Here is a 24,344-nt window from a genome sequence, read left to right as displayed (position 1 = left end):
CATGAAGAAATGAAATGACTGAGTCAGCCGAGAAGAATTTCCCCGCTTATTCGCACCTTCCTTAGTGTAGCCAGCCGGGAATCAATGGTGAGGATATATTTTAACGCTTGGGTAAAAGCGGATACCACCTAATAACTGGTTAAGAGTTCATGAAGAGGTAAATAAAGAAAATTTATTATAAAAATCAATAAAAACAGATAGATAAAAAATAGATAAATATACCACCTTAGTGGTATTTTTTATTTTCTATATAAAACGTACGGATACCGTGGTTGATCGTTATCAATTCTCTCCCTCTTTCATAGCGTTACCTTCGCTGCAAATCCAGCAATGTCGATTTATCAGAGAGCCGTCAGGCTCCACACAGGAGAGACCCGATGAGTAAATTCCTGGACCGGTTTCGCTACTTCAAACAGAAGGGCGAGACCTTTGCCGATGGGCACGGCCAGCTTCTTAACACCAACCGGGATTGGGAGGATGGATACCGCCAACGTTGGCAGCACGATAAAGTTGTGCGCTCCACTCACGGTGTAAACTGCACCGGCTCATGCAGCTGGAAGATTTATGTCAAAAACGGCCTCGTCACTTGGGAAACCCAGCAGACCGACTATCCGCGTACACGCCCGGACCTGCCAAACCACGAACCACGCGGCTGCCCGCGCGGGGCGAGCTATTCCTGGTATCTCTATAGCGCCAATCGTCTGAAATATCCGCTGATGCGCAAACGCCTGATGAAAATGTGGCGCGAAGCGAAAAAACTGCACAGCGATCCGGTTGATGCCTGGGCCTCTATTATTGAAGATGCCGATAAAGCCAAAAGCTTCAAACAAGCGCGCGGTCGCGGTGGTTTCGTACGTTCCTCCTGGCAGGAAGTGAATGAGCTGATTGCTGCCTCTAACGTCTATACCGTCAAAACCTACGGCCCTGACCGTGTCGCTGGCTTCTCGCCAATTCCGGCCATGTCGATGGTTTCTTACGCCTCCGGCGCACGTTATCTGTCGCTGATAGGCGGCACCTGTCTGAGCTTCTACGACTGGTATTGTGACTTACCTCCTGCGTCGCCGCAGACTTGGGGTGAGCAGACCGATGTTCCGGAATCCGCTGACTGGTACAACTCCAGCTACATCATCGCCTGGGGCTCTAACGTTCCACAAACCCGTACGCCAGATGCGCACTTCTTTACTGAAGTTCGTTATAAAGGCACCAAAACCGTTGCTATTACCCCGGACTACGCCGAAATCGCCAAACTGTGCGACCTGTGGTTGGCACCGAAACAGGGTACCGATGCAGCAATGGCGCTGGCAATGGGTCACGTAATGCTGCGTGAATTCCACCTCGACAAACCAAGCCAGTACTTCACCGACTACGTGCGTCGCTACACCGACTTCCCGATGCTGGTCATGCTTGAAGAGCGCGAAGGTTATTACGCTGCGGGCCGTATGCTGCGTGCTGCTGACCTGGTTGACTCTCTGGGTCAGGAAAATAATCCGGAATGGAAAACCGTCGCGGTTAATACCGACGGCGATATGGTGGCACCGAACGGTTCTATCGGTTTCCGTTGGGGCGAAAAAGGTAAATGGAACCTTGAGCAACGCGACGGTAAATCCGGTGATGAAACCGAACTGCAGTTGAGCCTGCTAGGTAGCCAGGATGAGATAGCTCAGGTGGGCTTCCCGTACTTTGGCGGCGAAGGCACCGAGCACTTCACAAGCGTCGAGCTGGAAAATATCCTGCTGCACAAACTGCCGGTGAAACGCCTGCAGCTTGCCGACGGCACCACCGCGCTGGTGACCACCGTTTATGACCTGACCATGGCCAACTACGGTCTGGAACGCGGTCTGAACGATGAAAACTGTGCAACCAGCTACGAAGATATTAAAGCCTACACTCCGGCCTGGGCTGAGAAAATCACCGGCGTGCCGCGCGCGCAGATCATCCGCACCGCGCGTGAATTTGCCGACAACGCAGATAAGACGCACGGTCGTTCGATGATTATCGTTGGCGCTGGTCTGAACCACTGGTATCACCTCGATATGAACTATCGTGGTCTGATCAATATGCTGGTGTTCTGCGGTTGTATCGGTCAGAGCGGCGGCGGTTGGGCCCACTATGTTGGCCAGGAAAAACTGCGTCCCCAGACCGGCTGGCAGCCGCTGGCGTTTGCCCTTGACTGGCAGCGTCCGGCGCGCCACATGAATAGTACGTCTTACTTCTATAACCACTCCAGCCAATGGCGTTACGAGTCGGTTACCGCGCAGGAGTTGCTGTCTCCGCTGGCGGATAAATCCCGCTACAGCGGTCACTTGCTGGACTTTAACGTTCGCGCAGAACGTATGGGCTGGCTGCCGTCTGCACCGCAGTTAGGCACCAACCCACTGCGTATTGCTGATGACGCGAAGAAAGCCGGGATGGATCCGGTTGATTACACCGTTAAGGCGCTGAAAGAAGGCTCCATTCGTTTCGCGGCTGAACAGCCGGAAAACGGCAAAAACCACCCGCGTAACCTGTTCATCTGGCGTTCTAACCTGCTGGGCTCTTCCGGTAAAGGCCATGAATACATGCTGAAATATCTGCTGGGTACCGAACACGGTATTCAGGGGATGGATCTCGGCAAGCAGGGCGGTCTGAAGCCAGAAGAAGTGGAATGGCAGGATAACGGTCTCGACGGTAAATTGGATCTGGTGGTGACGCTGGACTTCCGTCTGTCGAGCACCTGTCTGTATTCCGATATCGTGCTGCCAACGGCAACCTGGTATGAAAAAGACGACATGAATACCTCGGATATGCATCCGTTTATTCACCCGCTGTCTGCCGCTGTTGATCCAGCCTGGGAATCGAAAAGCGACTGGGAAATCTACAAAGGCATCGCGAAGAAATTCTCTGAAGTCTGCGTGGGACACCTCGGTCAGGAAACGGATATTGTTACGCTGCCAATCCAGCACGACTCTGCGGCCGAACTCGCACAGCCGTTAGACGTGAAGGATTGGAAAAAAGGCGAATGTGACCTGATCCCAGGTAAAACCGCACCGCACATTATCCCGGTTCAACGTGATTATCCGGCAACCTACGAGCGCTTTACCTCCATCGGGCCATTGATGGAAAAAATCGGTAACGGCGGTAAAGGGATTGCCTGGAACACCCAGAGCGAAATGGATCTGCTGCGTAAGCTCAACTACACCAAAGCAGAAGGCCCGGCGAAAGGCCAGCCGATGCTGGATACCGCGATTGACGCAGCCGAAATGATCCTCACTCTGGCGCCGGAAACCAACGGTCAGGTGGCGGTGAAAGCCTGGGCGGCGCTCAGCGAGTTTACCGGTCGCGACCACACGCATCTGGCGCTCAATAAAGAAGACGAGAAAATTCGCTTCCGTGATATTCAGGCGCAGCCGCGCAAGATTATCTCCAGCCCAACCTGGTCAGGTCTGGAAGATGAACACGTCTCCTACAACGCCGGTTACACCAACGTTCATGAGCTGATCCCATGGCGTACCCTGTCTGGTCGTCAGTCCTTGTATCAGGACCACCAGTGGATGCGTGATTTTGGTGAAAGCCTGCTGGTCTACCGTCCGCCGATCGATACCCGTTCGGTGAAAGAAGTGATGGGTAAGAAATCAAACGGCAACCCGGAGAAGGCGCTGAACTTCCTGACGCCGCACCAGAAATGGGGCATTCACTCAACCTACAGCGACAACCTGCTGATGCTGACCTTAGGTCGCGGTGGTCCGGTGGTGTGGATGAGTGAAGAAGACGCTAAAGACATTGGTATTGAAGATAACGACTGGATTGAAGTCTTCAACAACAACGGTGCGCTGACCGCCCGTGCGGTTGTGAGCCAGCGTGTACCAGCCGGGATGACCATGATGTACCACGCGCAGGAACGTATTGTTAACCTGCCGGGTTCAGAAATTACCGGTCAACGCGGCGGTATCCATAACTCGGTGACCCGCATCACGCCAAAACCGACCCATATGATCGGCGGCTACGCGCAGTTGGCCTACAGCTTTAACTACTACGGTACCGTAGGCTCGAACCGTGATGAGTTTGTCGTGGTACGTAAGATGAAGAACATTGACTGGTTGGACGGCGAAGGCAATGACCAGGTACAGGAGAGCGTAAAATGAAAATTCGTTCACAAGTCGGCATGGTGCTGAATCTCGATAAATGCATCGGTTGCCACACCTGCTCGGTCACCTGTAAAAACGTCTGGACCAGCCGTGAAGGAACCGAGTACGCCTGGTTCAACAACGTTGAAACCAAGCCGGGTACCGGTTTCCCGACCGACTGGGAAGACCAGGAAAAATACAAAGGCGGTTGGATCCGTAAAATCAACGGCAAGCTGGTGCCGCGCATGGGTAACAAAGCGCTGCTGCTAGGTAAAATCTTCGCTAACCCGCATCTGCCGGGTCTGGATGATTATTACGAGCCTTTTGATTTCGACTACCAGACGCTGCACAACGCACCGGCTGATAGCAAAGCGCAGCCGATTGCTCGTCCCCGTTCGCTGATTACCGGCAAGCGCATGGACAAAATCACCAAGGGCCCGAACTGGGAAGATGACCTGGGCGGCGAGTTCGAGAAGCTGTCGAAAGACAAAAACTTCGAGAACATGCAGAAGGCGATGTACGGCCAGTTCGAGAACACCTTCATGATGTACCTGCCGCGCCTTTGCGAGCACTGTCTGAATCCGGCATGTGTTGCAACGTGCCCAAGCGGTGCCATCTACAAGCGCGAAGAAGACGGTATTGTGCTGATCGACCAGGACAAATGTCGTGGCTGGCGTATGTGCATTACCGGTTGCCCGTACAAAAAAATCTACTTCAACTGGAAGAGCGGCAAGTCTGAAAAATGCATCTTCTGCTATCCGCGTATTGAAGCGGGTCAGCCGACTGTGTGTTCCGAGACCTGCGTCGGTCGTATTCGTTACCTCGGCGTGCTGCTGTATGACGCGGATGCGATTGAAACCGCAGCAAGCACCGAGAACGAGAAAGATCTGTATCAGCGTCAGCTGGACGTGTTCCTCGATCCAAACGATCCGAAAGTGATTGAGCAGGCGCAGAAAGACGGTATCCCGCTGAGCGTGATTGACGCCGCCCAGAAATCGCCGGTCTACAAAATGGCGATGGACTGGAAGCTGGCACTGCCGCTGCACCCGGAATATCGTACGTTGCCAATGGTCTGGTACGTGCCACCGCTGTCTCCAATTCAGTCCGCAGCCGATGCGGGTGAACTGGGCAGCAACGGTATCCTGCCTGACGTTGAAAGCCTGCGTATCCCGGTTCAGTACCTGGCGAACCTGCTGACCGCGGGTGACACTCAGCCGGTACTGCTGGCGCTGAAACGTATGCTGGCAATGCGTCACTTTAAACGTACGGAAACCGTCGATGGCGTTATCGATACTCGTGCGCTGGAAGAGGTGGGTCTGACCGAAGCGCAGGCACAGGAAATGTATCGCTATCTGGCGATTGCCAACTACGAAGATCGTTTCGTAGTGCCGAGCAGCCACCGCGAACAGGCTCGTGATGCGTTCCCGGAGAAAAACGGTTGTGGCTTTAGCTTCGGTGATGGCTGCCACGGTTCTGACACCAAGTTTAATCTGTTCAACAGCCGCCGTATTGATTCTGTGGATGTGAGCAGCAAAACGGAGCCGCACGCATGATTGAACTCGTGATTGTGTCTCGTCTGCTTGAGTACCCGGATGCTGCCTTATGGCAGCATCAGGACGAACTCTTCGACGTTCTGGCCTCTTCAGAGAAACTGGATAAAGGGGATGCCCAGATGCTGGGCATGTTCCTGCGTGAGTTAACCGCGCAGGATCCGCTGGATGCGCAGGCCGCCTACAGCGAACTGTTCGACCGTGGTCGCGCAACGTCGCTGCTGCTATTTGAACACGTACACGGCGAGTCGCGTGACCGTGGTCAGGCGATGGTCGATCTGCTGAACCAGTACGAACAGCACGGCTTGGTGCTCGACAGCCGCGAGCTGCCGGATCATCTGCCGCTGTATCTGGAATATCTGGCGCAGTTGCCAGAGAGCGAAGCGATTGGCGGCTTGCAGGATATCGCGCCGATTCTGGCGCTGCTCTGCGCCCGTCTTCAACAGCGTGAAAGTCGTTATGCGGTGCTGTTCGAACAGTTGTTGAAGCTGGCCAATAGCGCAGTAGACGAAGCAAAAGTGGCGGAGAAAATTGCGGACGAAGCCCGTGATGACACGCCGCAGGCGCTGGATGCGGTCTGGGAAGAAGAACAGGTCAAATTCTTTGCTGACCAGGGCTGCGGTGAGTCGGAAATTTCGAATCACCAGCGTCGTTTTGCCGGAGCCGTAGCCCCGCAATATTTGAATATCTCTAACGGAGGACAGCAATAATGCACTTCCTGAATATGTTCTTCTTCGACATCTATCCGTATATCGCGGGTGCTGTCTTCCTGATTGGCAGCTGGTTACGTTACGACTACGGTCAGTACACCTGGCGCGCGGCATCCAGCCAGATGCTGGATCGTAAGGGGATGAACCTGGCGTCTAACCTGTTCCACATCGGGATTCTGGGTATTTTTGCCGGCCACTTCTTAGGTATGCTGACACCACACTGGATGTATGAAGCGTGGCTGCCGCTGGACGTGAAACAGAAGATGGCGATGTTTGCCGGCGGTGCTTCTGGCGTCATGTGCCTGGTAGGCGGCGTGCTGCTGCTGAAGCGCCGTCTGTTTAGTCCGCGCGTGCGTGCGACAACCACCGGTGCAGATATTCTGGTGCTGTCGATTCTGGTTATCCAGTGTGCTTTGGGTCTGTTGACCATTCCGTTCTCCGCCCAGCATATGGACGGTAGCGAGATGATGAAACTGGTGAACTGGGCGCAGTCCGTAGTGACTTTCCACGGTGGCGCTTCTCAATACCTGGACGGCGTGGCGTTTATTTTCCGTATGCACCTGGTGCTGGGGATGACGCTGTTCCTGTTGTTCCCGTTCTCGCGTTTGGTTCACATCTGGAGCGTGCCGGTTGAGTATCTGACCCGCAAGTATCAGATTGTTCGTGCGCGTCACTGATACAGCGCTTTAACGTACTAAACCCTGCTTCGGCGGGGTTTTTTTATGCCTGCGCATTGGGGGGGCCCGGCAGAGAGGCAAGATAGCGCTAGAGGAATAACAGAAATAGCTGATAGAGATTTGAATTTTTAATCGAAGGAGATACTACCGAGAGAAGATGGTGGTGGGGGAAGGATTCGAACCTTCGAAGTCGATGACGGCAGATTTACAGTCTGCTCCCTTTGGCCGCTCGGGAACCCCACCAGGGGTAATTCATATTGTAGAGGTAAAGCTTTGAGATGGTGGTGGGGGAAGGATTATTCGTCGCTTCGCTCCTCACCCTTCGGGCCGTTGCCTGCGGCAACGTTGTCTCGCTTTCGCTCGACTCGAACCTTGGTCGAAGGTTCTCACCCTTCCCAGTGAGTGCAAACTTCAGCATGACTCATTGGGGTAACTACATCGCTGTAGTGAATAATGGTGGTGGGGGAAGGATTCGAACCTTCGAAGTCGATGACGGCAGATTTACAGTCTGCTCCCTTTGGCCGCTCGGGAACCCCACCACGGGGTAATGCATAATACTGGCCTGCTTCCTTCGCGGGAAGCGGGGCGCATCATATCAAATGACGCGCCGCTGTAAAGTATTCCTTTGATAAAAACAAACTGGTTGCCTGATTTTTACACGTAAAGCCGCAAAGCTAACCAGCTAATTTCATTATCGATTAAAGAATAATCGTCCGATTGCCGTAAACGAATACCCGCTGCGCCAGAACCTGATATAAAGCACGGCTCAGCACATTTTTCTCGACGTCACGACCTGCACGCATCATATCTTCCGCGGTGTAGGTGTGATCCACGTGAATCACGTCCTGCATAATGATTGGACCTTCATCGAGATTATCGTTCACGTAGTGCGCGGTCGCGCCAATAATCTTCACGCCGCGATCGTATGCCTGATGGTAAGGGCGTGCGCCAATAAAGGCTGGAAGGAACGAGTGGTGGATATTAATGATTTTATTTGGAAAGCGAGAGACGAATTCCGGGGTCAGCACGCGCATATATTTTGCCAGTACGACGTAATCTGGCTCAAGAGCGGCAATGGCATCGCCCATTTGCTTATCGTGCTCTTCGCGGGTTAAACCTTCATGGCTTACCAACTGGAAGGGGATATCAAATCGTTCAACCAAAGTGCGCAGCGTTTCATGGTTGCCGATAACGGCGGCAATTTCTACGTCCAGCCCGCCATAGTTGGCTTTCATCAGCAGATCGCCAAGGCAATGCGCCTCTTTGGTCACCAAAATCACGACACGGCGACGGCCTGCTGGGTTTAACTCACGAATCGAGCCTTCTGGCAGGGCGCTGTCGAGGTCTGCCAGCAGAATGGAATCATTGAAAATACCTTCAAGCTCGGTACGCATAAAGAAACGACCGGTCCGATGATCAACGAATTCGTTGTTTTGCACGATGTTCAGTTCGTGCTTGTAGCAGATATTAGTGATACGCGCGATGAGGCCTTTCTGATCAGGGCAAATAGTGCGTAGTACTTTACGTTGTAGTGAATGCATCGCGGGGAAAATCCTGTAGTGTTTGCTATTTCTGCTGCTGGCTTATTGGCCGCAACATTTTTTAAATTTTTTACCTGAACCGCAAGGGCAGGGGTCATTTCGACCAATGAGCGGTCGTGTGCCGTCAATATAATACCACTGTCCGTTTTCTTTTAAGAATCTGGATCGTTCAATAATAGCCCCGGAGCGGTTATCGTCAGTAAAACGAGCGATAAAGCTGACGAAGCCTTCATCAGGACTGCGGCCAGTATCGGTGGCAAAGAGGGTTAAACCTTGCCATTGGGTTCGGGTAAATCCGTTCTCCAGGTCTGCGCGAAACTGTTGCGCCTGACAGGAGGGGTGCCATGTTTTGATCAGATAGTCGGCATCTTTCATGACAAATGCGCTGTAGCGGGATCGCATCAGCTGTGACGGATCCGGCGCAAGCTGTGTGCCAGCCAGATAACGCTGACAACATGAGCTATACTCCAGAGCGCTGCCACAGGGGCATAATTGCGACAAAACGGCCTCCATGGAAAAGAGAAAAACAGCGTTGTTACGCTAAAGTGCTTATGTTAACTGAGCGGTGGCGATGATGCCATGCCCGGAGTGGAAGGATATGTTTCGGTAATAATGAGAAAGCTTAAAGTTGGTCTGGCATTAGGGGCAGGAGCCGCACGAGGGTGGTCGCACATCGGTGTGATCAACGCGTTACAGCGTGCAGGTATAGACGTTGATGTCATCGCGGGATGTTCTATTGGGTCGCTGGTAGGCGCAGCCTACGCTTGCAACCGACTTCCTGCACTGGAGAAATGGGTATGCTCCTTTAGTAATTGGGACGTTCTGAAGTTAATGGATCTCTCCTGGCAACGCGGCGGATTGCTGCGCGGCGAGCGTGTGTTCAGTCAATATCGGCAGCTAATGCCCACCACTGACATTGAATGCTGCGAACGTCGATTTGCGGCCGTCACCACCAATTTAAGCACTGGTCGTGAATTGTGGTTTACTGAGGGGGATCTGCATCTTGCGGTACGCGCCTCTTGCAGTATGCCCGGCCTGATGTCGCCAGTGATGCATAATGGTTACTGGCTGGTGGATGGCGCGGTTGTCAATCCCGTGCCGGTGTCACTGGCTCGCGCAATGGGCGCAGATATTGTGATTGCTGTTGATTTGCAGCACGATGCGCATCTGATGCAGCAAGATTTGTTATCCATGGAGGCGCGACGCCCGGAAGAGGAGGAAGACTTCTCCTGGCATTCTCGTATACGCTCTCGGTTGACGCGCATGACTTCGCGCCGGGCGACGGTGACGCCAACGGCTATGGAGATCATGTCCACTTCTATTCAGGTGCTGGAAAATCGCCTTAAGCGAAATCGCATGGCGGGCGATCCGCCGGATATTCTGATACAACCCTTTTGCCCGCAAATCTCCACTCTTGATTTTCATCGAGCCGGTGAAGCTATAGCAGCTGGTCATCTGGCGGTTGAAAAGAAAATGGATGAACTATTACCTTTGGTGCGTACCCCCGCGTAGCGCATTTAACACCGACTTAAGTAAATTCTGACAGGCGATAGCGTGAATAGCATGCCACTATTACATTATCGTCAGCCAGAGGAGAGATCATGACGCAGCCATTGGCGGGTAAACAGATTCTGATAGTTGAAGACGAACCCGTTTTCCGCTCTCTTTTGCACACCTGGTTAACTTCGCTTGGTGCGACTATCGTACAGGCGGAGGATGGGGTGGATGCGCTTCAAAAAATGGCCGATTCAAAACCTGATCTGATGATTTGTGATATTTCGATGCCGCGTATGAATGGTCTGCAGCTAGTTGAACATCTGCGCAATCAGGGTGAACAGCTGCCAATTCTGATGATATCAGCCACCGAAAATATGGCGGATATTGCTAAAGCGCTGCGCCTTGGCGTACAGGATATCCTGCTAAAGCCAGTAAGAGATTTTGAGCGTCTTAAGGAAACGGTCTATGCCTGCCTCTATCCCAACATGTTCAATTCACGAGTGGAAGAGGAAGAGCGGTTATTTGAGGACTGGGATGCGTTAGTCAGTGACCCGAAAGCGGCATCGAGGCTGCTGCAGGAGCTTCAGCCTCCTGTTCAACAGGAGATGTCTCATTGCCGTATTCACTATCGCCAGCTTATGTCGGCTGATAAGCCTGGACTGGTTCTCGATATTGCACCGTTATCAGAAAACGATCTGGCGTTTTATTGCCTGGATGTCACACGTGCGGGGGATAATGGGGTTCTTGCAGCCTTATTGCTGCGAGCACTGTTTAATGGACTGCTGCAAGAGCAGTTAGCTCATCAGGGGCAGCGCTTACCGGAGATGGGAAGTCTGCTAAAACAGGTTAATCAATTGCTCCGTCAGGCAAATTTGCCAGGACAATTCCCATTATTAGTAGGGTATTACCACAGCGGATTGAAAAATTTGATTTTAGTTTCTGCTGGTTTGAATGGCACACTGAATACAGGCGAGCACCAAATTCAGATTAGTAACGGGGTTCCGTTAGGAACGTTAGGTAATGCATATCTCAACCAAATAAGTCAACGCTGTACATCATGGCAGTGCCAAATTTGGGGGGCAGGTGGACGTTTACGCCTTATGTTGTCTGCGGAATGAGCAATTGTGTTTATTTTAACTCTGCCAGGGTTACCGCACGATCTTTTGCGGTGGTACTATCGCCGGGTTTAATGCGTAAAAATCCTAATTCGGGGATATCCAATCCTTTTCAGACCAGGTTTAGCTGAGCAGGCTGATATACTCGACGATATTTATTAACGAAAAGTTTAAAAAACGAACAGTCCAGGAGATTTCAATGGCTGCGCTTAATTCAAAAGTAAGAAAAGCTGTAATCCCGGTTGCGGGATTAGGTACCCGGATGTTGCCTGCAACTAAGGCTATTCCTAAAGAAATGCTGCCGTTGGTAGACAAGCCTTTAATTCAATATGTTGTTAACGAATGTATCGCTGCCGGGATTACTGAAATTGTTCTGGTCACGCACTCCTCCAAAAACTCTATCGAAAACCATTTTGATACCAGTTTTGAACTGGAAGCGATGCTGGAAAAACGTGTAAAACGCCAGCTGTTGGAAGAAGTTCAATCTATTTGTCCGCCGCACGTTACCATTATGCAGGTTCGTCAGGGGCTGGCTAAAGGTTTGGGTCATGCTGTGCTGTGTGCCCATCCTGTTGTTGGCGATGAGCCAGTCGCGGTTATTTTGCCAGACGTTATTCTGGACGAATTTGAATCCGATCTGTCCTGCGATAACCTGGCGGAAATGATTGCTCGTTTTGATGAGACTGGAGCCAGTCAAATCATGGTTGAACCCGTTGCGGACGTGACTGCATACGGCGTTGTTGACTGCAAAGGCCAGCCTCTGCAGCCGGGCGAGAGCGTTCCGATGGTTGGCGTAGTCGAAAAGCCAAAAGCGGACGTTGCGCCGTCCAATCTGGCCGTTGTTGGTCGTTACGTGCTGAGCGCGGATATTTGGCCGCTGCTGGCAAAAACGCCTCCGGGAGCCGGTGATGAAATTCAGCTGACTGATGCCATTGATATGCTGATCGAAAAAGAAACGGTCGAAGCCTATCATATGAAAGGCGTGAGTCATGACTGCGGTAATAAACTGGGTTATATGCAAGCTTTTGTTGAATATGGCGTTCGCCATAAGTCACTGGGCGCAGAATTTAAAACCTGGCTGGAAAAAGCAGTCGCGAAGTAATCGTTATCTGTAGTACTACAAGAAGCCGGGGAGCGATTTCGTTTCCCGGTTTTTTTATGCCCGTACGGCGTATGTTGGATTAAGAGATAAAAAAAATCCCGCCGGAGCGGGATTTTTAAACGGATACGATAGCTTATTACAGCAGGAAATCGTCCAGAGATTTACCCTGCTCATCCATCGCTTTCTTGATCACTGCCGGAGTACGACCCTGACCAGTCCAGGTTTTAGTTTCGCCGTTTTCGTCAACGTAGCTATATTTAGCCGGACGTGCTGCGCGTTTGGCTTTAGTACCCGCTTTAACAGCTGCCATGGTGCTCAGCAGTTCATTCGGATCAATACCATCAGCAATCAGCATTTCACGGTATTGCTGCAGTTTACGGGTGCGTTCTTCAATTTCCGCAGCAGCAGCGCTTTCTTCTTCGCGACGTTCGTTAACGACGACTTCTAATTTTTCCAGCATTTCTTCGAGCGTTTCAAGTGTGCATTCTCTTGCCTGCGCACGAAGAGTACGGATGTTGTTCAAAATTTTAAGTGCTTCGCTCATTGTAGTAATCTCAAACTTATATTGTGGGGTGGTTTGTTGGACTAATAATAGAGCGATAAAATCAGATGTGCAATAGGGGAGAATGTAAGGAAGTCAAAATAAGTTGTTATTTGTCTCGAGAATTAATTAATTTAAGTTAATTTTTCCGGGTGAGTTCACATCTTTACTGCTTATAGCAAAGCTGCATCCATAAGCTAAAACCCTGAGATAGTATGCTTTTTCTGATTCTCAGCGAGTAAAGTTATACTTCGCATGGATAAATATCATCTTTGGTATTAGCTCAGTGGTTGCGGTGATGTTTAATATAAAACACTTGTCCAGGTCCGTTATAGCCTCCCTGCAGGAACACGGATAAGCACAAAAGGACAATGGCACCGTAAGTCGTCGTGTCCCTGATCGTACGAATAGCAGACACGTCCTTCTATTAAAATGCTTAATCTTTTAGGTATCCGCAGGCTTAACATTGATCGCAATACCCGCCCTGAAAGGGCAGATAGAAGGAGAATATATGATACAATTTGGCTGCGATAAAACACATTGATTGGGGTCACGCAGCCGATGGCACAACTTTATTTCTACTATTCTGCAATGAATGCAGGTAAGTCTACCGCTCTGTTACAGTCTTCCTACAATTACCAGGAGCGAGGGATGCGTACCGTGGTTTATACGGCGGAGATAGACGATCGCTTTGGTTCCGGGAAGGTGAGTTCAAGAATTGGTCTCTCATCGCCAGCACGATTGTATAATACTCAAACTTCATTATTTTCTGACATTGCAGGTGAACATGCGCGTCAGCCTATTCACTGCGTATTAGTAGATGAAAGCCAGTTCTTGACCCGTGAGCAGGTACATGAGTTGTCAGAAGTCGTCGACGAACTTGATATTCCCGTGTTGTGCTATGGCTTGCGTACGGATTTTCGTGGCGAATTGTTTATTGGCAGTCAATATTTGCTGGCATGGTCCGATAAATTGGTTGAATTAAAAACCATCTGCTTTTGTGGCCGCAAGGCAAGTATGGTTCTGCGATTGGATCAAGAAGGGCGGCCATACAATGAAGGTGAACAGGTGGTGATCGGCGGTAATGAGCGCTATGTTTCCGTTTGCCGCAAGCATTACAAAGAGGCGTTAAGTGAAGGTTCTTTAACCTTTGTGCAGAACAAACAGCACCCTTACTAAACCCCACCGCTAATCCTTCTCAGGCGCTCTCTCGGCGCCTTTTTTATGTCAGCGCTACTCATACCTTCGACTAATCACTCCTGTTGCCTGAGGCGATTTGTGCGCTGCTGAGTGACAGATACAAAAAAGCCCCATCCAGGGATGGGGCTGATGATTGCTTTCTAAACTGCTGTCAGATTAAGAAGATTTCTTCGCTTTTTTCTCAGCTTTAGCTGGTGCGGCTTCTTTCTTCTCTGCAGTTTCGCCTTCGACGTAATTACGACCGTAGAAAGTATCCAGCAGAATCTGTTTCAGCTCAGCGATCAGCGGGTAACGCGGGTTAGCGCCGGTGCACTGGTCATCGAATGCATCTTCAGACAGCTTATCTACGTGGGCCAGGAAGTCAGCTTCCTGCACACCAGCTTCACGGATAGACTTAGGAATACCCAGGTCAGCTTTAATTTCATCCAACCAGCCAAGCAGTTTTTCGATTTTCGCTGCGGTGCGATCGCCCGGAGCTGTCAGGCCCAGATGATCCGCGATTTCAGCGTAGCGACGACGAGCCTGCGGGCGGTCGTACTGGCTAAATGCAGTCTGTTTAGTCGGATTGTCGTTCGCGTTATAACGAATAACGTTGCTGATCAGCAGGGCGTTCGCCAGACCGTGAGGAATGTGGAACTGTGAACCCAGTTTATGCGCCATGGAGTGACATACGCCCAGGAAGGCGTTAGCAAACGCAATACCCGCGATGGTTGCTGCACTGTGAACGCGTTCACGCGCTACCGGGTTCTTAGAACCTTCATGGTAGGACGCTGGCAGGTTTTCTTTCAGCAGTTTCAGAGCCTGCAGAGCCTGACCGTCGGAGAACTCAGAAGCCAGTACGGAAACATAAGCTTCCAGGGCGTGAGTTACCGCATCCAGACCACCGAAAGCACACAGTGATTTCGGCATATCCATAACCAGGTTGGCATCAACAATCGCCATGTCAGGAGTCAGCGCGTAGTCTGCCAGCGGATATTTCTGACCTGTGGCATCGTCGGTAACAACCGCAAACGGAGTGACTTCAGAACCAGTACCGGAAGTGGTGGTGATCGCCACCATTTTAGCTTTGACGCCCATTTTCGGGAACTTGTAGATACGTTTACGGATGTCCATAAAGCGCAGCGCCAGTTCTTCGAAGTGGGTTTCTGGATGTTCGTACATGACCCACATGATTTTCGCTGCGTCCATCGGGGAACCGCCGCCCAGCGCAATGATCACGTCTGGCTTGAACGAGTTCGCCAGCTCTGCACCTTTACGAACGATGGTCAGAGTCGGGTCAGCTTCAACTTCGAAGAACACGTCAGTTTCAACGCCAGCCGCTTTCAGTACAGAAGTGATCTGGTCTGCATAGCCGTTGTTGAACAGGAAGCGGTCGGTCACGATCAGCGCGCGTTTGTGACCATCAGTAATCACTTCATCCAGCGCGATTGGCAATGAGCCACGACGGAAGTAGATAGATTTCGGAAGTTTGTGCCACAACATGTTTTCAGCTCGCTTAGCAACGGTTTTCTTGTTGATCAGGTGCTTAGGACCAACGTTTTCAGAGATGGAGTTACCACCCCATGAACCACAACCCAGAGTCAGGGAAGGTGCGAGTTTAAAGTTGTACAGGTCGCCGATACCACCCTGAGAAGCCGGAGTGTTGATCAGGATACGCGCGGTTTTCATCATCTGGCCGAAGAAAGCAACACGTTCTGGCTGGTTGTCCTGGTCGGTGTACAGGCAAGAGGTATGACCGATACCGCCCATCGCCACCAGTTTTTCAGCTTTAACAACAGCGTCTTCGAAATTCTTCGCACGGTACATTGCCAGGGTCGGAGACAATTTTTCGTGTGCAAACGGCTCGCTTTCATCAACGTCGGTAACTTCACCAATCAGAATCTTGGTGGCAACCGGTACGGTGAAACCAGCCAGTTCAGCGATTTTATACGCCGGCTGACCAACGATAGCGGCGTTCAGCGCGCCATTTTTCAGGATAATGTCCTGAACAGCTTTCAGCTCTTTGCCCTGCAGCAGGTAGCCGCCGTGGCTGGCGAAACGTTCACGAACTGCATCGTATGCGGAATCAACAACAACAACGGACTGCTCGGAAGCACAAATTACGCCGTTGTCGAAGGTTTTAGACATCAGTACAGAAGCGACAGCACGCTTAACATCAGCGGTTTCGTCGATAACAACAGGGGTGTTACCTGCGCCAACGCCGATTGCCGGTTTGCCGGAGCTGTATGCCGCTTTAACCATGCCCGGACCGCCGGTCGCGAGAATCAGGTTAATGTCAGGGTGATGCATCAGTGCGTTGGACAGTTCAACGGAAGGTTGATCAATCCAACCAATCAGGTCTTTCGGCGCACCGGCAGCGATTGCGGCCTGCAGAACGATATCAGCCGCTTTGTTAGTGGCTTCTTTAGCACGCGGATGCGGAGAGAAAATGATGGCGTTACGGGTCTTCAGGCTAATCAGCGATTTAAAGATAGCGGTTGAAGTCGGGTTAGTTGTCGGGACGATGCCGCAGATAATGCCGATAGGTTCAGCGATAGTGATAGTACCGAAAGTGTCGTCTTCAGACAGCACACCGCAGGTTTTTTCATCTTTGTATGCGTTATAGATGTATTCAGAAGCGAAGTGGTTTTTAATCACTTTGTCTTCGACGATACCCATGCCGGATTCGGCGACGGCCATCTTAGCGAGAGGGATTCGAGCGTCTGCGGCGGCCAGTGCGGCGGCGCGGAAGATTTTATCGACTTGTTCTTGAGTGAAACTGGCATATTCACGCTGGGCCTTTTTTACGCGCTCTACAAGTGCGTTAAGCTCTGCGATATTAGTAACAGCCATAATGCTCTCCTGATAATGTTAAACTTTTTTAGTAAATCAGTAGCTCGATTCGACAGTATAGACAGGCTGTTAACAGCTTGCATCTAAATGTTAATGTAAAGAATTTTTCGCTTCTGACTTCATTGATTAACTAAAAAAGCTCTGGTTTTTTCTTTCAGGTACCGCTGTTTTCCCTCCCTGTTGTGTGTAAACAAGATTACTCACTTCTGAGTACAAATTATGTGATCTAAATCAATAATCGACGAAGCTGATACCTTTCAGCTGCTCGTTTTTTGACCTTTCAGGGCATGTGTAATGATTCGGTATGCTAATTGAATGAATAAATAGCATTATGAAAACAAATAAATAACATCCGAGCTTTATTGTGACCTTATGCATAATTGAGATGAATTATGCTATTAAACAGCGTATCTTTTCGCGGATATTTTATGCTGGCAACTGTCAACAGCCATTTTTAATGATGCTGCGGAGCGCACTGTGATTCAACCGTTGTTTGATTTTTCAGCTTATTTCAAATTTTTCATCGGGCTATTCGCGCTGGTAAACCCGGTGGGCATCATCCCTGTCTTTATTAGCATGACCAGTTATCAGACGGCGGCGATACGTAACAAGACCAATCTGACGGCTAACCTCTCTGTCGCCATTATCCTGTTGACCTCATTGTTTCTGGGGGATGGTATTCTGCAGGTCTTTGGTATTTCCATCGATTCTTTCCGTATTGCTGGTGGGATTCTGGTTGTCACTATTGCGATGTCGATGATTAGCGGCAAGCTCGGTGAGGATAAGCAGAACAAACAAGAGAAGTCAGAAACGGCGATCCGCGAGAGTATCGGTGTGGTACCGCTGGCATTGCCTCTGATGGCCGGACCGGGGGCTATTAGTTCAACGATCGTCTGGGGTACGCGTTATCATAGCGTTGCGCATTTTTTGGGCTTTTCGGTCGCAATTGCGCTTTTCGCTTTATGCTGCTGGGGGATTTTCCGTATGGCTCCCTGGCTGGTTCGCCTGTTGGGGCAAACGGGAATTAACGTGATTACCCGTATTATGGGGCTGCTACTTATGGCCCTCGGGATCGAGTTTATTGTCACCGGGATAAAAGCACTCTTCCCTGGACTAGTGAATTAATCTGCGCTTCTGCACGCGGGGCAAAACCCCGCGGTTGCTTAATTATTAGCAAAGCATATCAAAAAACGTTATATGAACACGTAAAATAACTTTTTTTAATATAATCGCATTTTTGTTTTTTATCAGTCTGTTACGAACTTATCCTGCCATTCCCCTCGCTATCCACTCACATTAGTTACTGTTATTTTCGTCACATCATTCTCTGGTGCTTGCCGTCAGATAATTGAAATGATATTAGTAAATTCACCGATGAGGCAGATGAATGTGCTAAATAATAAACAATTGTTAATTTTTCGTACAAAAAAGCACCTTCTCAGTATTGCTCGGTATGTAAAACAGTAATTTTTTTGTATGCACATGATAGATAATGGTTTTATAACTTTTTCTTTACAGGGGGAATTTTATGCTCTGCCTTCCGGGAGATCATAAAAGAGAATCCGGTAACATATTTGCAAATTGCATTGGCGGACGAGAAGGCCTTTTGGTACTTTCCGGCGTGATCTTTAGCAGAATATAAACTTAAATGAGAATTTTTATTAACTAACTCATTGCGATTTAAAACCGCCTCCGGACAGGGAGGGGAAGAATCGACGTCAAGACTGCCGTTTGAGCGGTCGTAATAAAATAAGTCGGTGATAGCAAGCAGTACAATCTGACAGCAGCATAAACTCCTGCACTGTACAGAATCCTAAAAGAGAAAAGCAGGCTGGTTATATAGCCAGTAATTATAATGAGTGGAGTAACAAACACATGACCATCATCACGAAAAAAAGCCTGGTAGCCGCAGGCGTATTATCTGCGCTAATTACCGTTAACGCTGCCATAGCGGCAGATGTACCCGCAGGAGTACAGTTGGCGGATAAACAAACGCTAGTGCGTAACAATGGATCCGAAGTCCAGTCTCTTGATCCGCACAAAATTGAAGGTGTGCCGGAATCTAATATCAGCCGGGATTTATTTGAGGGACTGCTGGTAAGCGACCTTGACGGTCATCCGGTTGCTGGCGCTGCGGAAAAATGGGACAACAAAGATTTTAAAGTCTGGACCTTCCATCTGCGAAAAGATGCAAAGTGGTCTGACGGCACGCCGGTTACGGCACAAGATTTCGTTTATAGCTGGCAGCGCCTGGCTGACCCGAAAACAGCATCTCCTTATGCAAGCTACCTACAATATGGTCATGTGGCCAACGTTGACGAAATTATCGGCGGCAAAAAACCAGCGACCGATCTGGGCGTAAAAGCGCTGGATGATCATACTTTCGAAGTTACACTCAGCGAACCCGTACCATACTTTTATAAACTTCTCGTTCACCCATCCGTCTCCCCAGTACCTAAAGCCGCGATTGAGAAGTTTGGTGAGAAATGGACCCAACCTGCCAATATCGTTAGCAACGGCGCATATAAATTAAAAGATTGGGTCGTCAACGAGCGTATTGTGCTGGAGCGTAATACCAATTATTGGGATAACGCCAAAACCGTGATTAATCAGGTCACCTATCTGCCGATCTCTTCTGAAGTTACAGACGTAAACCGCTACCGTAGCGGTGAAATCGACATGACCTATAACAACATGCCGATCGAACTGTTCCAGAAGCTGAAAAAAGAGATCCCGCAAGAAGTTCACGTCGATCCGTATCTGTGCACCTATTACTACGAAATCAATAACCAGAAAGCACCGTTTACCGATGTTCGTGTACGAACCGCACTGAAAATGGCTTTGGATCGCGACATTATTGTCAATAAAGTAAAAAATCAGGGCGATCTGCCAGCCTATAGCTACACCCCGCCATATACCGATGGTATGAAACTGGTTGAACCTGAGTGGTTCAAGTGGTCGCAGGAAAAACGTAACGAAGAAGCGAAAAAATTACTCGCCGAAGCAGGTTATACCGCTGATAAACCGCTGACCTTTAACCTGCTCTATAACACTTCCGATCTGCATAAAAAGCTGGCTATCGCCGTCGCGTCTATCTGGAAGAAAAATCTGGGCGCGAACGTGAAGCTGGAGAATCAGGAGTGGAAAACATTCCTCGATAATCGCCATCAGGGCACCTTTGATATTGCGCGCGCCGGATGGTGTGCGGACTATAACGAACCGACATCCTTCCTGAACACCATGCTGAGCGACAGCTCAAACAACACCTCGCATTATAAGAGCCCGGCTTTTGACAAGATTATTGCTGAAACGCTGAAAACCAGTGATGAAGCGAAGCGTGCAGACCTCTATGCACAATCTGAGCAGCAGCTGGACAAAGACTCCGTCATCGTCCCGGTCTTCTATTATGTCAACGCCCGCCTGGTTAAACCTTGGGTCGGCGGCTACACAGGTAAAGACCCGTTAGATAATATCTACGTTAAGAACCTTTATATTATCAAACATTAATGGCAAATCGTGGGGCAGGCAGCGCTTGCCCCACCGTGTCTGAATTCATCGCACTCGATAGGCACAGGCCAGAAGGTACGGGCAATGTTAAAATTTATCTTTCGTCGCTGTCTGGAAGCGATTCCGACGCTATTTATTCTAATTACAATCTCCTTCTTTATGATGCGTCTTGCGCCGGGTAGTCCTTTTACCGGTGAACGTACGCTGCCGCCGGAAGTCATGGCGAATATTGAAGCAAAATACCATTTAAACGACCCCATCATGACCCAGTATTTCAATTACCTGAAGCAACTGGCGCATGGTGATTTCGGTCCTTCCTTTAAATATAAAGATTATTCGGTAAACGATCTGGTGGCTTCCAGCTTCCCGGTGTCTGCCAAATTAGGTTTTGCCGCGTTTTTCCTGGCGGTAATTCTTGGCGTCACTGCCGGAGTTATTGCGGCGCTAAAACAGAATACGAAATGGGACTTCGCCGTGATGGGGGTGGCAATGACCGGGGTCGTGATACCCAGTTTCGTAGTCGCGCCCTTACTGGTGATGATATTTGCTATTACTCTGCATTGGCTGCCGGGTGGTGGTTGGAACGGCGGGGCGCTGCAATACATGATTTTGCCTATGGTCGCACTGTCGCTGGCCTATATCGCCAGTATTGCGCGTATCACTCGCGGCTCGATGATTGAAGTCCTGCACTCTAATTTCATCCGTACCGCGCGGGCAAAAGGCTTACCGATGCGCCGCATCATTCTACGTCACGCCTTAAAACCCGCACTGTTACCAGTACTTTCCTATATGGGACCTGCCTTCGTCGGCATTATTACTGGCTCGATGGTTATCGAAACCATTTATGGTCTGCCGGGTATTGGCCAACTGTTCGTCAACGGCGCGCTGAACCGCGATTATTCGCTAGTGCTCAGCCTGACCATTCTGGTTGGCGCATTGACCATTCTGTTTAACGCGGTTGTTGACGTGCTTTATGCCGTTATCGATCCGAAGATTCGTTATTAACGCTGGGGTTCGCCATGATGTTAAGTAAGAAAAACAACGAGGCGCTGGAAAACTTCAGTGAAAAGCTGGAAGTCGAAGGGCGCAGCCTCTGGCAGGACGCCCGCCGCCGCTTTATGCATAACCGTGCTGCTGTTGCCAGCTTGATCGTGTTGGTAATTATCGCGCTGTTTGTCACCATCGCCCCGATGGTGTCGCAGTTCTCCTACTACGATACCGATTGGGGCATGATGTCCAGCGCACCTGATATGGAGTCTGCTCACTACTTCGGTACCGACTCGTCTGGCCGCGACCTGTTGGTGCGTGTGGCGATCGGCGGGCGTATTTCATTAATGGTCGGCGTCGCTGCGGCGCTGGTGGCGGTGATTCTTGGCACGCTTTACGGCTCGCTTTCCGGTTATTTGGGCGGCAAAGTGGACTCGGTGATGATGCGTCTGCTGGAAATCCTCAACTCTTTCCCGTTTATGTTCTTCGTCATTCTGCTGGTGACCTTCTTTGGCCAGAATATTTTGCTCATTTTCGTCGCTATTGGGATGGTCTCCTGGCTGGATATGGCGCGTATCGTTCGCGGCCAGACCCTGAGCCTGAAGCGCAAAGAGTTTATTGAAGCAGCGCAGGTCGGTGGAGTCTCAACAGGTAACATTGTTATCCGCCATATTGTGCCGAACGTGCTTGGTGTAGTGGTGGTGTATGCCTCGTTGCTGGTCCCGAGCATGATCCTGTTCGAATCCTTCCTGAGCTTCCTTGGTCTTGGTACCCAGGAGCCGCTAAGCAGCTGGGGCGCGTTGCTCAGCGATGGCGCGAACTCGATGGAAGTATCGCCATGGCTGCTGCTGTTCCCTGCCGGTTTCCTGGTGGTAACGCTATTTTGTTTTAACTTTATCGGCGATGGCTTGCGTGATGCCCTCGACCCGAAAGACCGCTAAGGAGCGCCGTCATGAGTACGATTGAAACGGCAAAAGCGCCGCAGGTAGCACAACAATCCAGCCTGCTTCTGGATGTTAAAGACCTTCGCGTCACCTTTGGCACTCCCGATGGCGATGTTACTGCGGTCAACGATCTCAACTTTAATCTACGGGCAGGGGAAACCTTAGGCATCGTGGGTGAGTCCGGTTCTGGTAAGTCGCAAACCGCTTTTGCGCTGATGGGCCTGCTGGCGGCAAATGGTCGCATTGGCGGTTCAGCGACCTTTAACGGCAAGCAAATCCTGAACCTTCCGGAACGTGAGTTGAATAAGCTACGCGCCGAGCAGATCTCAATGATTTTTCAGGACCCGATGACGTCGCTCAATCCGTATATGCGGGTAGGCGAACAGCTGATGGAAGTCCTGATGCTGCATAAAGCGTTGAGTAAAGCCGAAGCGTTTGAAGAGTCGGTTAAAATGCTGGATGCGGTCAAAATGCCGGAAGCGCGTAAACGGATGAAAATGTATCCACACGAGTTTTCCGGCGGGATGCGCCAGCGCGTCATGATAGCGATGGCGCTGCTGTGTCGGCCTAAGCTGTTGATTGCCGATGAGCCGACAACGGCGCTGGATGTGACCGTGCAGGCACAAATTATGACGTTGCTGAATGAACTCAAGCGCGAGTTCAATACCGCGATCATTATGATTACCCACGATCTCGGCGTAGTGGCGGGGATCTGCGATAAGGTGCTGGTGATGTATGCTGGCCGCACCATGGAATATGGTCAGGCGCGCGACGTCTTTTATCATCCGTCGCACCCTTATTCAATTGGTCTGTTGAATGCGGTTCCGCGTCTGGATGCCGAAGGTGACGCCTTGTTGACCATTCCGGGCAACCCGCCGAACCTGCTGCGTTTGCCAAAGGGCTGTCCGTTCCAGCCGCGTTGCCCGCATGCAATGGAGATTTGTAATAGCGCTCCGCCTCTTGAGGAGTTCGCGCCAGGCCGCCTGCGTGCCTGCTTTCAACCGGTGGGGGATTTGCTATGAACGCCGTAACGGAACAAAGAAAAGTCCTGCTCGAAATTGCCGACCTGAAAGTGCACTTTGATATTAAAGACGGTAAACAGTGGTTCTGGCAGCCGTCAAAAACGCTCAAGGCGGTAGATGGCGTAACTTTGCGCCTGTACGAAGGTGAAACGCTGGGCGTGGTCGGAGAGTCAGGTTGTGGAAAATCAACCTTTGCGCGAGCCATTATTGGCCTGGTGAAAGCGACTGACGGTAAGGTTGCCTGGCTGGGCAAAGATCTGCTGGGAATGAAATCTGATGAGTGGCGCGATGTGCGTAGCGATATTCAGATGATCTTCCAGGATCCGCTGGCGTCGCTGAACCCGCGAATGACTATCGGGGAAATCATTGCCGAGCCGTTGCGTACTTATCATCCTAAAATGCCGCGTCAGGAAGTTCGCGACCGGGTTAAAGCGATGATGATGAAAGTGGGGCTGCTGCCAAACCTGATTAACCGCTATCCGCACGAATTCTCCGGTGGCCAGTGCCAACGTATCGGCATTGCGCGCGCGCTGATCCTTGAGCCTAAGTTAATTATCTGTGATGAGCCGGTTTCGGCACTGGACGTGTCAATTCAGGCGCAGGTGGTGAATCTTCTTCAGCAGTTGCAGCGTGAAATGGGTCTTTCGCTGATTTTTATCGCTCACGATCTGGCGGTAGTCAAGCATATTTCTGACCGCGTGCTGGTGATGTATCTGGGGCATGCCGTGGAGTTGGGCACTTACGATGAGGTGTACCATAATCCGCTGCATCCTTATACCAAAGCGCTGATGTCGGCGGTGCCGGTTCCTGATCCTGATTTGGAAAGAAACAAGACTATCCAACTGCTGGAAGGGGAATTACCGTCGCCGATTAACCCGCCCTCGGGCTGCGTATTTCGTACGCGCTGTCCGCTTGCCGGGCCGGAATGCGCGAAAACGCGACCGGTGCTGGAAGGCAGTTTTCGACATGCAGTTTCCTGCCTGAAGGTAGACCCGTTATAATCTCTGGGGCTGACG

The 24,344-nt window shown here is 50.6% G+C and carries 18 protein-coding genes, 2 tRNA genes and 1 other RNA gene; 14 read left to right on the top strand and 7 right to left on the bottom strand.

Going from position 1 to position 24,344, the window contains the following annotated elements:
• The first annotated feature begins 377 nt into the window (after positions 1-377).
• From HV127_RS24595 to narI, 4 genes are read left to right on the top strand one after another with little or no spacing between them, the layout of a single operon-like run.
• Positions 378-4,121, top strand: coding sequence for a nitrate reductase subunit alpha (locus tag HV127_RS24595; RefSeq protein WP_182239434.1), 3,744 nt, complete (start codon positions 378-380; stop codon positions 4,119-4,121).
• Positions 4,118-5,656 (top strand): nitrate reductase subunit beta, encoded by a 1,539-nt coding sequence (gene narH / locus HV127_RS24590; RefSeq protein WP_182239432.1) that lies wholly within the window; start codon positions 4,118-4,120, stop codon positions 5,654-5,656. The genes HV127_RS24595 and narH overlap by 4 nt, the downstream gene beginning before the upstream one ends.
• Complete coding sequence (narJ, locus tag HV127_RS24585) at positions 5,653-6,363, top strand: nitrate reductase molybdenum cofactor assembly chaperone (protein ID WP_062778773.1); 711 nt, start codon at positions 5,653-5,655, stop codon at positions 6,361-6,363. The genes narH and narJ overlap by 4 nt, the downstream gene beginning before the upstream one ends.
• Positions 6,363-7,040 (top strand): respiratory nitrate reductase subunit gamma, encoded by a 678-nt coding sequence (narI, locus tag HV127_RS24580; RefSeq protein ID WP_182239430.1) that lies wholly within the window; start codon positions 6,363-6,365, stop codon positions 7,038-7,040. Before narJ ends, narI begins: the two co-directional genes overlap by 1 nt.
• 158 nt (positions 7,041-7,198) lie before the next feature.
• On the opposite strand, the gene HV127_RS24575 is transcribed toward narI, so the two are convergent.
• The 5 genes from HV127_RS24575 to HV127_RS24555 form a co-directional block, all read right to left on the bottom strand.
• Positions 7,199-7,283: transfer RNA gene (locus HV127_RS24575), tRNA-Tyr, on the bottom strand.
• A 36-nt stretch (positions 7,284-7,319) separates the two neighbouring features.
• A non-coding RNA gene (locus tag HV127_RS24570) (RtT sRNA) lies at positions 7,320-7,451 on the bottom strand.
• Between the two features lie 43 nt (positions 7,452-7,494).
• Positions 7,495-7,579 (bottom strand) — tRNA-Tyr (locus tag HV127_RS24565).
• Between the two features lie 159 nt (positions 7,580-7,738).
• Entirely contained in the window at positions 7,739-8,581 is an 843-nt protein-coding gene (gene purU / locus HV127_RS24560; RefSeq protein WP_110275575.1) for a formyltetrahydrofolate deformylase, read from the bottom strand.
• Positions 8,582-8,623: 42 nt separating this feature from the next.
• The gene (locus tag HV127_RS24555) at positions 8,624-9,082 is read right to left on the bottom strand and encodes a YchJ family protein (protein ID WP_112213391.1); all 459 of its coding nucleotides are present in this window, start codon (positions 9,080-9,082) and stop codon (positions 8,624-8,626) included.
• Between the two features lie 111 nt (positions 9,083-9,193).
• On the opposite strand from HV127_RS24555, the gene rssA reads away from it, so the two are divergent.
• The 3 genes from rssA to galU all read left to right on the top strand — a co-directional run bounded on the left by rssA (position 9,194) and on the right by galU (position 12,295).
• Positions 9,194-10,093 (top strand): patatin-like phospholipase RssA, encoded by a 900-nt coding sequence (gene rssA, locus HV127_RS24550; RefSeq protein ID WP_182239428.1) that lies wholly within the window; start codon positions 9,194-9,196, stop codon positions 10,091-10,093.
• 89 nt (positions 10,094-10,182) lie between these two features.
• Positions 10,183-11,196: a two-component system response regulator RssB gene (rssB, locus tag HV127_RS24545; RefSeq protein WP_182239426.1), complete on the top strand. Its 1,014-nt coding sequence runs from the start codon at positions 10,183-10,185 to the stop codon at positions 11,194-11,196.
• Between the two features lie 196 nt (positions 11,197-11,392).
• Entirely contained in the window at positions 11,393-12,295 is a 903-nt protein-coding gene (gene galU, locus HV127_RS24540; protein ID WP_112213394.1) for a UTP--glucose-1-phosphate uridylyltransferase GalU, read from the top strand.
• Positions 12,296-12,431: 136 nt separating this feature from the next.
• Here galU and hns read toward each other — a convergent pair whose 3' ends face one another.
• Complete coding sequence (hns, locus tag HV127_RS24535) at positions 12,432-12,839, bottom strand: histone-like nucleoid-structuring protein H-NS (RefSeq protein ID WP_041146073.1); 408 nt, start codon at positions 12,837-12,839, stop codon at positions 12,432-12,434.
• A gap of 558 nt (positions 12,840-13,397) precedes the next feature.
• Here hns and tdk point away from each other — a divergent pair.
• Positions 13,398-14,015, top strand: coding sequence for a thymidine kinase (gene tdk / locus HV127_RS24530; protein ID WP_110275756.1), 618 nt, complete (start codon positions 13,398-13,400; stop codon positions 14,013-14,015).
• 177 nt (positions 14,016-14,192) lie between these two features.
• Here tdk and adhE read toward each other — a convergent pair whose 3' ends face one another.
• A complete protein-coding gene (adhE, locus tag HV127_RS24525; RefSeq protein ID WP_182239424.1) occupies positions 14,193-16,868 on the bottom strand; it encodes a bifunctional acetaldehyde-CoA/alcohol dehydrogenase in 2,676 nt (891 codons plus the stop codon).
• Positions 16,869-17,345: 477 nt separating this feature from the next.
• Here adhE and HV127_RS24520 point away from each other — a divergent pair, with 477 nt between their 5' ends.
• The 6 genes from HV127_RS24520 (at position 17,346) to oppF (ending at position 24,329) form a co-directional block, all read left to right on the top strand.
• Positions 17,346-17,993, top strand: coding sequence for a YchE family NAAT transporter (locus HV127_RS24520; protein WP_110275581.1), 648 nt, complete (start codon positions 17,346-17,348; stop codon positions 17,991-17,993).
• 750 nt (positions 17,994-18,743) lie between these two features.
• Positions 18,744-20,375: an oligopeptide ABC transporter substrate-binding protein OppA gene (gene oppA, locus HV127_RS24515; protein WP_182239422.1), complete on the top strand. Its 1,632-nt coding sequence runs from the start codon at positions 18,744-18,746 to the stop codon at positions 20,373-20,375.
• An 84-nt stretch (positions 20,376-20,459) separates the two neighbouring features.
• On the top strand, positions 20,460-21,380 hold the full coding sequence (gene oppB, locus HV127_RS24510; protein WP_110275583.1) for an oligopeptide ABC transporter permease OppB: 921 nt from the start codon (positions 20,460-20,462) through the stop codon (positions 21,378-21,380).
• A gap of 14 nt (positions 21,381-21,394) precedes the next feature.
• Complete coding sequence (oppC, locus tag HV127_RS24505; protein WP_110275584.1) at positions 21,395-22,303, top strand: oligopeptide ABC transporter permease OppC; 909 nt, start codon at positions 21,395-21,397, stop codon at positions 22,301-22,303.
• Between the two features lie 11 nt (positions 22,304-22,314).
• Positions 22,315-23,328: an ABC transporter ATP-binding protein gene (locus tag HV127_RS24500; protein ID WP_182239420.1), complete on the top strand. Its 1,014-nt coding sequence runs from the start codon at positions 22,315-22,317 to the stop codon at positions 23,326-23,328.
• Positions 23,325-24,329: a murein tripeptide/oligopeptide ABC transporter ATP-binding protein OppF gene (gene oppF, locus HV127_RS24495; protein ID WP_182239418.1), complete on the top strand. Its 1,005-nt coding sequence runs from the start codon at positions 23,325-23,327 to the stop codon at positions 24,327-24,329. The genes HV127_RS24500 and oppF overlap by 4 nt, the downstream gene beginning before the upstream one ends.
• The last annotated feature ends 15 nt before the right edge of the window (positions 24,330-24,344 follow it).

This window comes from Klebsiella sp. RHBSTW-00215, assembly GCF_014103785.1.
Lineage (GTDB): Bacteria > Pseudomonadota > Gammaproteobacteria > Enterobacterales > Enterobacteriaceae > Klebsiella.
This window is presented reverse-complemented; position numbering and strand designations above follow the sequence as displayed.